General features: G+C 71.7%; 7 protein-coding genes and 1 pseudogene. 6 read left to right on the top strand and 2 right to left on the bottom strand.

Annotation, left to right across the window (positions count from 1 at the left end; all coding sequences use genetic code 11):
• Positions 1-334 precede the first annotated feature (334 nt).
• Complete coding sequence (locus KBY19_RS34375) at positions 335-2,134, bottom strand: DEAD/DEAH box helicase (protein WP_099881336.1); 1,800 nt, start codon at positions 2,132-2,134, stop codon at positions 335-337.
• 121 nt (positions 2,135-2,255) lie between these two features.
• Complete coding sequence (locus KBY19_RS34370) at positions 2,256-2,876, bottom strand: hypothetical protein (RefSeq protein WP_210967406.1); 621 nt, start codon at positions 2,874-2,876, stop codon at positions 2,256-2,258.
• A 413-nt stretch (positions 2,877-3,289) separates the two neighbouring features.
• Between KBY19_RS34370 and KBY19_RS34365 the strand changes: the two genes are divergently transcribed.
• The 6 genes and pseudogenes from KBY19_RS34365 (at position 3,290) to KBY19_RS34340 (ending at position 10,491) form a co-directional block, all read left to right on the top strand.
• Positions 3,290-4,795: an FG-GAP and VCBS repeat-containing protein gene (locus KBY19_RS34365; RefSeq protein ID WP_307843695.1), complete on the top strand. Its 1,506-nt coding sequence runs from the start codon at positions 3,290-3,292 to the stop codon at positions 4,793-4,795.
• Between the two features lie 176 nt (positions 4,796-4,971).
• Positions 4,972-6,084: pseudogene (locus KBY19_RS34360) on the top strand (N-acetylmuramoyl-L-alanine amidase); the annotation flags it as partial.
• Positions 6,085-6,201: 117 nt separating this feature from the next.
• Positions 6,202-7,794 carry an MFS transporter gene (locus KBY19_RS34355; RefSeq protein ID WP_185016957.1) on the top strand — a complete coding sequence of 531 codons (1,593 nt, stop codon included), beginning with the start codon at positions 6,202-6,204 and terminating at the stop codon, positions 7,792-7,794.
• Positions 7,795-7,853: 59 nt separating this feature from the next.
• On the top strand, positions 7,854-8,759 hold the full coding sequence (locus KBY19_RS34350; protein WP_099881344.1) for a LysR family transcriptional regulator: 906 nt from the start codon (positions 7,854-7,856) through the stop codon (positions 8,757-8,759).
• Positions 8,760-8,854: 95 nt separating this feature from the next.
• Positions 8,855-9,427, top strand: a complete 573-nt coding sequence (locus tag KBY19_RS34345) for a cysteine dioxygenase family protein (RefSeq protein WP_099881346.1) — start codon at positions 8,855-8,857, stop codon at positions 9,425-9,427.
• On the top strand, positions 9,427-10,491 hold the full coding sequence (locus KBY19_RS34340) for a YeiH family protein (protein WP_099881348.1): 1,065 nt from the start codon (positions 9,427-9,429) through the stop codon (positions 10,489-10,491). The genes KBY19_RS34345 and KBY19_RS34340 overlap by 1 nt, the downstream gene beginning before the upstream one ends.
• Positions 10,492-10,910: the final 419 nt, after the last annotated feature.

Here is a 10,910-nt window from a genome sequence, read left to right as displayed (position 1 = left end):
GCCCCCCTCCCTCGGGTGAGTGACGGCAGCCGCGGGTGCGGAAGCGGTTGGCGGTCACCTTCCCCGGCCCCTGGCCTGGGTCGGTACCCCAAGCGCAGCGCTGGAGGCCGCCGGTCGCGGTGGCACTGGCAAGAGCTGTAGCGATGCAAGCTGGGCAAGCTGAGTGTCATCGAGGTAACCGGCCGCCCGTGGCGGTGTCGCCACGGGCCGTGTGTCCCGGAAACCTAGCGAGGAGCACCGCTGACCGGAAGAGTCTGTCCAGAATCCGGTCTCCGCCTGACCGCCTTCACCACAAAAATCCCGAAGGTGCGGACTCGAAATTCTTTTCGCCCGGCTATTTCATCCGGGTGGCCCACTCCCGCACTTTCGCGATGCGTGCCTCGATCTGGCTCGCGGTCGCCTCCGCGCTGGGCGGCCCCCCGCACACCCGGCGCAGCTCGTTGTGCACGACACCGTGCGGCTTGCCGCTTTGGTGCACATAGGCGCCGACCAGGCTGTTGAGCTGCTTGCGCTTCTCCAGCAGCTCCTTGTGCGTGACCACGGGACGCTTCTCGGCGGGCATCTCCAGCAGGTCGGCCTCGCTGTCCGGCCTCTTCCTGCTGTGCGCGATCTGCCGGGCCTGCCGCTTTTGCAGCAGCAGCTGCACCTGGTCGGGCTCCAGCAGTCCGGGAATGCCGAGGTAGTCCTGCTCCTCCTCGCTGCCGGGGTGCGCCTGCATGCCGAACTCGGCACCGTCGTACATCACCCGGTCGAAGACCGCGTCCGACTCCAGCGCCTCGAAGGGCAGCTGGTCCTGTTCGCCGACTTCTTCGTCCTTCTCCTGCTCGGCCTCCTTGAGCAGGTCCGCCTCCTCGGCGTACGGGTCGTCCTCGTCGCCCTTCTTCGGCTTGTCGAGGACGTGGTCGCGCTCGACCTCCATCTCGTTGGCGAAGGTCAGCAGCGTGGGGATGGTCGGGAGGAAGACGGAGGCGGTCTCGCCGCGCCGCCGGGAGCGCACGAAGCGGCCGACGGCCTGGGCGAAGAACAGCGGCGTGGAGACGGTGGTGGCGTACACCCCGACGGCCAGCCGGGGCACGTCCACGCCCTCGGAGACCATGCGGACGGCGACCATCCAGCGGTCCTCGTTCTGCCGGAAGTCCTCGATGCGCTGCGAGGCGCCGGTGTCGTCGGACAGGACGACGGTCGGTTTGCTGCCGGTGATCTCCCGCAGCAGTTTGGCGTAGGCGCGGGCCGAGTCCTGGTCGGAGGCGATGACCAGGCCGCCCGCGTCGTGCACCGATTTGCGGACCTCCGTCAGCCGGTGGTCGGCCGCGCGCAGTACGGCGGGCATCCACTCGCCGCGCGGATCGAGCGCGGTACGCCACGCCTGGGAGATCGCGTCCTTGGTCAGCGGCTCCCCGAGTCTGGCCTCGATCTCGTCCCCGGCCTTGGTGCGCCAGCGCATGTTGCCGCTGTAGGACAGGAAGATGACGGGCCGCACGACGCCGTTGGCGAGCGCGTCGCCGTACCCGTAGGTGTAGTCGGCGACGGACCGCCGGATGCCTTCGCCGTCCTCGGCGTACTCCACGAAGGGGATCGGATTGGTGTCCGAGCGGAACGGGGTGCCGGTCAGCGCCAGACGGCGGGTGGCGGGCTCGAACGCCTCCTGGCAGGCCTCGCCCCAGGAGCGGCTGTCACCGGCGTGGTGGATCTCGTCCAGGATCACCAGGGTCTTGCGCTGCTCGACGCGGTTGCGGTGCAGCATCGGCCGTACGCCCACGCCCGCGTAGGTGACGGCGATCCCCTGGTACTCCTTGCTCAGCGGGCCCGCGCTGTACTCCGGATCGAGCTTGATCCCCACCCGTGCCGCCGCCTCGGCCCACTGCTTCTTCAGATGCTCGGTCGGCGCGACGACGGTGACCTGCTGCACGACGTGGTGGTGCAGCAGCCACGAGGCCAGGGTGAGGGCGAACGTCGTCTTGCCGGCGCCCGGCGTCGCGACGGCGAGGAAGTCGCGCGGCTGCCGCTCCAGGTACGCGTCCATCGCCGCCTGCTGCCAGGCCCGCAGCTTGCTGGCCGTGCCCCAGGGGGCGCGGCCGGGGAAGGCGGGAGACAGGTGGTGGTTGTTGCTGGGGGTGGTGGGAGTGGTAGTCACGGTCTCCGGGACGACGGGGTCAGGTACGGCGGCGGCCGACTGGGCACAACCCCGGCAACCCTACCGTCGGCCCGGCGCGTCCGGAGCAGCCCCGGGTCACTGTGACCAACCTCCCGGCAGGTCACCTGGGTTGCGCGCGGGTGAACTGGTCCGGCTTGCCGTTGTCCCAGTTGAGCGTGAGCTTCCGGCCGCCCTCGCTGACCACGGCCCGCCCGGTCAGGGTCCGGCCCCGGCAGCTGCCGCCGAGCCGCAGATCGCGGTCGATCGTCCCGGTGCAGCTGACGCCGCTGCCGGAGAACGTGTACAAGCCGCCGTTGACGGTGAAGGTGATGGCCCTGCCCTTGACGAGGTAGGGGAAGTACCAGGTCCCCTGCACACCGGCGGCCCGGCCACCGCCCTCGTGCTGCCGCTCGGAGGAGTCGGGGCCGGCTCCCGCGCCGGGCGCCCGCTCGCCGTCCGCGGTGCCCGAGCCGGTGCCGCGTCCCGGACTGCTGGAGGCGGAGGCTTCCGCGGCGCGGGCGCTGCCGCTGCCCGCCGACGAGGAGTGCGAGGACTCCGCGGAGGGGTCGGCGGAGGTCCCGGTGGCGGAGGAGGCGCCGGCGGAAAAACTCGCCCGGGGCGAGGCGCTGTCCTTCTCGGGGCCGGGGCTACGGCTCGCGCTGTGGTCCGGCCCGGGCTTCTCGGCCGCCTCGGGGTTCTTGCCGTCCCCCTCGCCGGCGCAGCCGGACAGGGTGAGTGCCACGACCGCGACGACACCTGCGACGAGTGGAGTTGTTCCCCGCACAAGCATTCCTGTCCTGTTCGATGGCCGCCCCGGAAAGGGGCGGCTCGCCCAAAAGGGAATTTCCCGGGGAGTTTGCCACAGCAGGCACAGTGAAACCATCACAAACGGAATGGTTTTCTCCCATTCGTCTCGGCCGGACCGGGAATGCGGAAAAGCGAGCGGAAAACAGCCGGCCGGGCCCGGCACCGACCTGCCCGCCCCGGGACGGCAACCTCGCGGCAACCCGCTTGTCGGCCCAGCGCAACCCTTCACCCGTCTCGCAGGTCTCACCGGTGAATGACCAACGCCCCGGTCCCGGTCCGTCCCCGCAGGCCCAACTTCCGCTCATGACAAGGCCGCTGCGGACCGGAGCACCACCCACAGGAGGATGAGTGCGTCACCACGCAGAAGCCACCCCCACCGGCACCGTAAGCACCACCACCACCGCCACCGCCACCGCCGCCCGCGTCATCGGGCTGGCGGCCGTCCTGGTGGCCGGCTCCGCGCTCGTCGCGGGCCCGGCGAACGCGCAGACCCCGGGCAAGACGACAGCCCCGGGCGCCGCCGCCATAGCCGGCGCCGCCGCGCCGAAGGCCGACTTCGACGGGGACGGGTACGCCGACACCGTCGCGACCGCGCACAAGGCGACCGTCGGGGGCAAGCAGTACGCGGGCTATCTCACCGTCGCCTACGGCTCGGCGAAGGGAGCGAGCACCACGCACCGGCAGCTCTTCAGCGCCAACTCGGCGGGTGTGCCCGGGGAGGCGGAGGCCTACGGCAACTTCGGCCACAACACCGCCGCCCGCGACTTCGACGGTGACGGCGTCAGCGACCTGGCCGTCACCAGCAACGACGGCGTCGTCATGCTGTGGGGCGAGAAGGGCAAGGGCCTCACGAGCGCGACGCAGCTCACCGAAGCGACCGAGCACATCGCCCGGCTCGTCGCGGGGGACTTCGACGGCGACGAGAAGCCCGACCTCGCCCTGGGCACCGGCGACTTCGACAAGGGCCTGAAGGTCCTCTACGGCGGCTTCACCCGGGACGGCAAGGCGGCCAGGAGCAGCGAGGTCACCACCGGCCACGAGTTCGGCCCGACGTCGCTGACGGCGGGCGACATCACCGGCGACGGCGTCGACGACCTGGTCACCACCCATGCGTTCGAGGAGATGTCCGAGAGCAGCGAGTTCTTCGCGGGCTCCGAGGGCGGACTCGTCGACAAGCCGCAGGACGTGACCGACGCGGAGAGCGGCGTCATCGCCGACGTCGACAAGGACGGCTTCGGCGACCTGGTGATCCGTACCGTCCCGGGCGGCGTCGTGGAGAATTTGCCCTACGACCACGGCACCCTGAAGGTCCTCTACGGCTCGGCCAAGGGCCCGGGTGCCGAGCGGACGGCCACGCTGACCCAGAACAGCGCGGGCGTCCCGGGCGTCAACGAGGAGGGTGACGAGTTCGGCAAGGCCCTGGCCGCCGGTGACGTCAACGGTGACGGCTACGCCGACATCGCCGTCGGTGTGCCCGGCGAGGACATCGGCAGCGGCGCCGGCGGCAAGAACACCGGTGCCGTCGTCCAGCTCCTGGGCGGCAAGAACGGGCTGACCGGCACCGGCGCGAAGAACTGGGACCAGGGCAGCGCGGGCGTGCCCGGCGCCGTCGAGGCGCAGGACGGCTTCGGCTCGGCGATGACCCTGGGCGACACCGACAAGGATGGCCGGGACGACCTGGCCATCGGCGCTCCGGGGGAGGACGGCGACAGCACCGCCACCGACGCGGGCGCCGTGTGGGTGCTGCGGGGCGCCTCCGGCGGCCTGACCGCTGAGGGCGTCGTGTCCTACGGGCCGAAGACCTTGGGGGCCCCGGAGAAGGGTTCGCAGTTGGGGAGCGGTTTCGCCCGCTGACCTTCGCGGAGTGTGCCGACGCCGCCTTGGTGGATTCCTCCACCGGGGCGGCGTCGGCTTTTCGCCGTCGGGGTGCTCAACTGCCGGTCCTCATAAGGGCGTTGTCATGTCCTAACCACATGAGTACTGTGACGCCCCAGGCGCCTGAGCTCCATCCCCCCACCACAGGAGCAACCATGCCCCCACACACCCATGCCCGCAGGTCGCACAAGCGGACCCGCGCCACCGTCGCCGTCGGTCTCGGTGCCGTCCTCGGCTCCACCGCGCTGTTCGCCGGTGTCCAGTCGGCGACGGCCGGACCGAAGGACTCCACCCCCTCGATGAACGAGTCCTTCGAGTCGGCCGCCGAGGAGTACGACGTACCGCGCGATGTACTGGCCGCCGTCGGTTACGGCGAGACGCACTTCGACGGCCACGACGGCAAACCCAGCCAGGCACACGGCTTTGGCGTGATGCACCTGGTCAGCAACCCCTCCCGGCATACGCTCGAACAGGCGGCCGAGATCACCGGCGAGTCCGTCACCGAGCTGCGCAAGGACACCGACGCCAACATCCACGGCGGAGCAGCCGTACTGCGCGCCCACGCCGACAAGCTCGGCCTGAGCGCGGCGGAGCGCAACGACGTGGACGCGTGGTACCCGGCCGTCGCCCGCTACAGCGGCGCCGAGGGAGCCGTCGCCCGGATGTACGCCGACGACGTCTACGACACCCTGAAGAAGGGCGTCGGCACCACCACGCCGGACGGCGAGCGGATCGAGGTCGCCGGCCGTACCGTCCACCCCGACAAGAGCGAGGTGGACGCGTCCGGGCTGGACACGAAGGCCCCGGACTACCCCGACGCCGCATGGGTGCCTGCCCACGGCGCCAACTACGCGGACGGCCGCAGCGCCAAGATCGACAAGATCGTCGTTCATGTGACGCAGGGCTCCTACGCGGGCACCATCAGCTGGTTCCAGAACCCCGACGCCAAGGTCAGCTCCCACTACGTGGTGCGCTCCAAGGACGGCCAGGTCACCCAGATGGTGCGCGACGCGAACACCGCCTACCACGCGAGAAGCGCCAACTCCTCCTCGCTGGGCATCGAGCACGAGGGGTACGTCGACGACGCCTCCTGGTTCACCGACCCGATGTACCGCTCCTCCGCGAAGCTGACCCGCCATCTGGCCGACAAGCACGGCGTCCCGCTCGACCGCAAGCACATAGTCGGCCACAACGAGCTCCCCGACAACGACCACACCGACCCGGGCAAGCACTGGAACTGGGACACGTACATGAAGCTGGTCAAGGGCTGAGCAGCGGAACCGCACCCTGACGCCCGGCCCGACGCGGCCTAGGACCAGCGGTGGAGCGGTCTCAGCAACCACGGTAGGTGTCGCCCTTCCCAGGTGGCACTTACCGTGGTGAGCATGCCAGCGACCGAGACCGGCCCCGAGGCCCTTCCGCCGCCAGACCCGGCGGCACTCCGCGCAGAGTCCGTCCTCAGCGGCACCCACCGGCCGCTGACGTTCGGCATCGTCTCCGTCGTCCTCCTCATAGCCTTCGAGGCGACCGCGGTCGGTACGGCCATGCCGCTGGCCGCCGACGAACTGGACGGCATCTCCCTTTACGCGTACGCCTTCTCCGCGTTCTTCACCACGTCCGTCGTCGGCATGGTCGCCTCGGGCCAGTGGTGCGACCGAAGAGGGCCGCTGCCCCCACTGGCCACCGGTATCGCGCTGTTCGCCGGTGGCCTCGTGCTGTCCGGCACCGCCGCGGCCATGTGGGTCTTCGTCCTGGGCCGCGCCGTGCAGGGCGTCGGCGGCGGGCTGGTGATCGTCGCGCTGTACGTCACCGTCAGCCGGGCCTACCCCGAACGGCTGCGCCCCACCGTGATGGCCGCGTTCGCCGCGTCCTGGGTGGTGCCGTCCATCGTCGGCCCGCTGATATCCGGAACCGTCGCCGAACACCTGGGCTGGCGCTGGGTGTTCCTGGGGATACCGGCGCTGGTGGTGCTGCCGCTGCTGGTGATGCTGCCACCGCTCAAGCGCCGGGCCTCCGGGCCGCCCGAGACAGCCGCGGACGGGGACGAGGCAGGCTCCGGAGGTGGCCGCAGAAACGTTTCCGGAGGCGGGCGGCGCATCCGGCTCGCGGTCGCCGTCGCGCTGGGCGCCGGACTGCTCCAGTACGCCGGCCAGGACCCCCGCTGGCTCGCGCTGCTGCCCGCCGCCGCCGGAGTCGCCCTGCTGGCCTTCGCCCTGCGGGTGCTGCTCCCCCGCGGAACCGTACGGGCGGCGCGCGGGCTGCCCGCCGTCGTCCTGCTGCGCGGCATCGCGGCCGGCTCCTACGTCGTCGCGGAGAGCTTCGTCCCGCTGATGCTGGTGACCCAGCGCGGGCTGTCGGTCACCCTCGCCGGACTCACCCTCGCCGCCGGAGGCGCGCTGTGGGCGCTGGGCTCCTTCACCCAGTCGCGGCCCCGCTGGGAGCCGCACCGCGAACGGCTGGTGCAGACCGGGATGGCGCTGGTCACCTTCGCCATCGCCTACACCCCGCTGGTGCTGGTGGAATCGGTCCCGGTATGGACACTCGCCCTCGCCATGGGCATCGGCTGCTTCGGCATGGGCCTGACCATCTCCTCGCTGAGCGTGCTGCTGCTGGGGCTCTCGGCGCCCGAGGAAGCCGGACGCAACTCCGCCGCCCTGCAACTGAGCGACGGCCTGTCCAATGTGCTGCTGCTCGCCCTGACCGGCACCCTCTTCGCCGCCCTCGGCGGCGGCTCCGTCTCCGTCACCGGAACCTCAGGCGCGGGGGAGCACGCGGGCGCGGGCGGAGCGGACGCCGCACAGCCGGCGGCGTTCACCGCCGTCTACGCCGTCTCGGCCGTCGTCGCCCTCGTGGGCGTCCGGGTGGCGGGCCGACTGCGGCCCGAGCCGGACACCGGGGCGCCCGGCCAGGCGGAGCCCCGCAGGACCGCGCCGGCCGAAACGGAAGAGCCCGCCGGGGCGGCAGTGCAAGGGGAGTGATCCAGAAGCGGAGCCACCCGGCCTGACACACCAACCCAAAATCTGCTTATGGTTCTGCCATGTTCGACTCGCGGCACATCAAGACCTTCCACGAGGTGGTGCGCGCGGGCTCCTACTCCGCCGCCGCCCGCGCCCTGGGCTACACCCAGCCGGCGATCACCCAGCAGATGAAGGCGCTGGAGCGGTCCGTCGGCACCCCGCTGTTCATCCGCGTCGGCCGCCGGATGCGGCTCACCGAGGCCGGGGAAGCGCTGGCGCGGCACTCCGAGGTGATCCTGGAGAGCATCAGCACCGCCCAGCAGCAGATGGAATCCCTCACCAGGCTGCAGGCCGGGAGGGTCACCGTCTGCGCCTTCCCCAGCGCGGGCGCCACCCTGGTGCCCGAGGCCCTGGCCGAACTGGCCGCCGAGCACCCCGGCATCCGCGTCCGGCTCCAGGAGGACGAGCCGCCCGAGTCGCTGCGCCGGGTGGTGCGCGGCGAGTGCGACATCACCCTCGCCTTCACCTATCCCGGCCTGCGCGAACAGGTGCCCGAAGAGCTGGTCGAGATCCCGCTGCTGGAGGACCAGCTCACCGTACTGCTGCCCGTCGGCCACCCGATGGCCCGCCGCCGCGCGGTACAGCTGCGCGAACTGGCCGACGAGCGCTGGATCGCCGGCTGCCTGCGCTGCCGCGCCAACTTCCTGCACGAGTGCGCCGAACTGGGATTCGCCCCCGAGATCGCCTTCACCACCGACGACAACCTGGTGGTGCAGAGCCTGGTCGCCGAGGGGCTGGGGGTCGCCATGGTGCCGGGCCTGGTCCTCTCCTTCCTCCTCCACAAGAAGGTGACAGGGCGCGCACTGGACCCCGCCTCCCGCCGCCAGGTCTCCGCCTATGTGCTCCGCGAACATCTGGAGATACCGGCGACCGCGCGCGTCCTGGACGCGCTGCGCACGGTGGCGGAACGCCGCGTGGGCTGCTGACAGCGCCCCGGCGCCGCACACCCATAAGCAGAACTGAGAACCTCCCCAACGAACCGTCGTTGGACGTGATAGGTGACCGCCACGACGCTGCCCGTATGACAGCGACGACGACCACCCCTTCCGCCGCCCCGACGACGCAGCGCCTGCAGGGCCTCATCGAGGACGTGCGCGAGGCCGTCGGCAGGGGGCTGCCGCCGGACGTGACCGCGTACCTGGTCGGCGAGAAGCTGACACCGCACCTGGGCGCCGACGATCTGCTGACCGACGCACAGCGCGAACCCGACCCCGAGCACTACCGCCAGCACGTGCTGCACGCCGAACGCGACGGCAGCTTCTCCGTCGTCGCCCTGGTGTGGCTGCCCGGCCAGGGCACCTCCGTCCACGACCACGTCTCCTGGTGCGTCACCGGCGTCCACCAGGGCGAGGAACACGAGCGCCGCTACCGGCTGCTGCCCGCCGAGGCCGCCGGCGGCAGCGCGCGCCTCGTCGCCACCGAGGACGTGGTCAACCCGCTGGGCGCCGTGTGCGGCTTCGCCCCGCCCGGCGACATCCACCGCGTATGGAACGGCTGCGACACCGTCGCCGTCTCCCTGCACATCTACGGCGCCGACATCTCCCGGCTCGGCAGCAGCGTCCGCCGCGTCTACGACCTACCGGCCGACGCCTGATGGCACTGCTGGGGGACCGCGCACGGACAGCCCCGACCACGGCGCCCGCCACCACACCCGCAGCCAAGCCGACCGCACGCAGACCGAGCCGACTGCCCGGGCTGGCCCTCGCCGCACTCGGCGTCGTAGCGGCGTCGACGGTGCATCTCCTGCTGCCCGGCGTACCGATGCTGACCGCGGCAGTGGTGCTGGGCATCGCCACCGCCCATCTGCCCGGAGCACGAGGGCTGGTCCGCGGAGCCGCCCGCCCCGGGCTGACACTGGCGGCCAAGCGGCTGATGCGGCTCGGCATCGTGCTGCTCGGACTGAAGCTCGCGCTCAGCGACGTGCTGGGGCTTGGCTGGGCGACACTGGCGATGGTGGTGTGCGTCGTCGTCGCCACCTTCTTCGGCACCGTATGGCTCGGCCGCAGGCTCGGCCTGCGCGGCGACCAGCCGGTGCTCGTCGCGACCGGCTACTCGATCTGCGGCGCCTCCGCCATCGGCGCCGTCAGCGAGGTACGCGGCAGCGACGAGGAGGACGTCGCCACCTCCGTCGCGCTGGTGACGCTGTGCGGCACCCTGGCCATCGCCGTACTGCCCCTGCTGCAGGCCCCCCTGGGACTGGACGCCGGACAGTTCGGACGGTGGGTCGGCGCGGGCGTCCACGACGTGGGCCAGGTCGTCGCCACGGCCCAGACCGCCGGCCCGGAAGCACTGGGACAGGCCGTACTGGTCAAGCTGCTGCGAGTGCTGATGCTGGCGCCGCTCGTCGCGGCAATGGTGCTGACGGTGCGGAGGCGCGGGCGCTTGGCCGCCGCGGAGAAACGGCCCCCGCTGGTGCCGCTGTTCGTGGTGGGCTTCCTCGCCATGGTCGCCGTCCGCACCACCGGCCTGCTGCCGGGCGGCGCCTTGGACGGCGCCGCCCGGATCCAGGAGATCCTGCTGGCCGCCGCCCTGTTCGCCCTCGGCAGCGCCGTCCACCTGCCGTCCTTGACCCGCACCGGGTTGCGGGTCGCCGCGCTCGGTATGAGCTCCTGGCTCGTCATCGCCGGCACCGCCTACACCGGCATCCTCCTCACCTGACCCTTCCCGGGGAGGGTACGCCGCCTCCCGGGGCAACCCCGTGAGGGCCGGTGCCCCCGCCCTGCTTTGTGGGGGCACGCCCTCGCTCCGCGGGGTGCGCCGCCCCTGCGTTGTGGGGGCACGCCCCCTGGGTTCTTCGGCTGCCGCCGAGGGGTCGTGTCGGGGGGCTCCGCCCCCCAACGCCCCCCGCTAGGTGGGCTCCGCCCCCCTAGGACCCCCCTTCCGCAACCAGGCAAGCCATTGCCTTACATGGAATCCGCCCGTGCGTTACTGCCCCCAATCCGGCCGGTGACGACCCTGCGGGTCGAGTTGTGGTGCCACTCCGCCCGCACCGGCGTTACCGGCAACACCGGGCGAGAGGGACGCCGAAATTGCGTTGCCGGTGTCTCCTTCGCGGGAGGAGTCGCACCGGCGACGCT

The organism is Streptomyces sp. B15 (assembly GCF_018070605.1).
GTDB lineage: Bacteria > Actinomycetota > Actinomycetes > Streptomycetales > Streptomycetaceae > Streptomyces > Streptomyces smyrnaeus.
Note: the sequence above shows the minus strand (reverse complement) of the source record. Positions and strands in the feature narration are given on the sequence as shown.

Excerpts from the sequence above, each read along its gene's own strand:
- KBY19_RS34350 (WP_099881344.1), top strand. The coding sequence starts at position 7,854 with ATGTTCGACTCGCGGCACATCAAGACCTTCCACGAGGTGGTGCGCGCG.
- KBY19_RS34345 (WP_099881346.1), top strand. The coding sequence starts at position 8,855 with ATGACAGCGACGACGACCACCCCTTCCGCCGCCCCGACGACGCAGCGC.
- KBY19_RS34340 (WP_099881348.1), top strand. The coding sequence starts at position 9,427 with ATGGCACTGCTGGGGGACCGCGCACGGACAGCCCCGACCACGGCGCCC.
- KBY19_RS34355 (WP_185016957.1), top strand. The coding sequence starts at position 6,202 with ATGCCAGCGACCGAGACCGGCCCCGAGGCCCTTCCGCCGCCAGACCCG.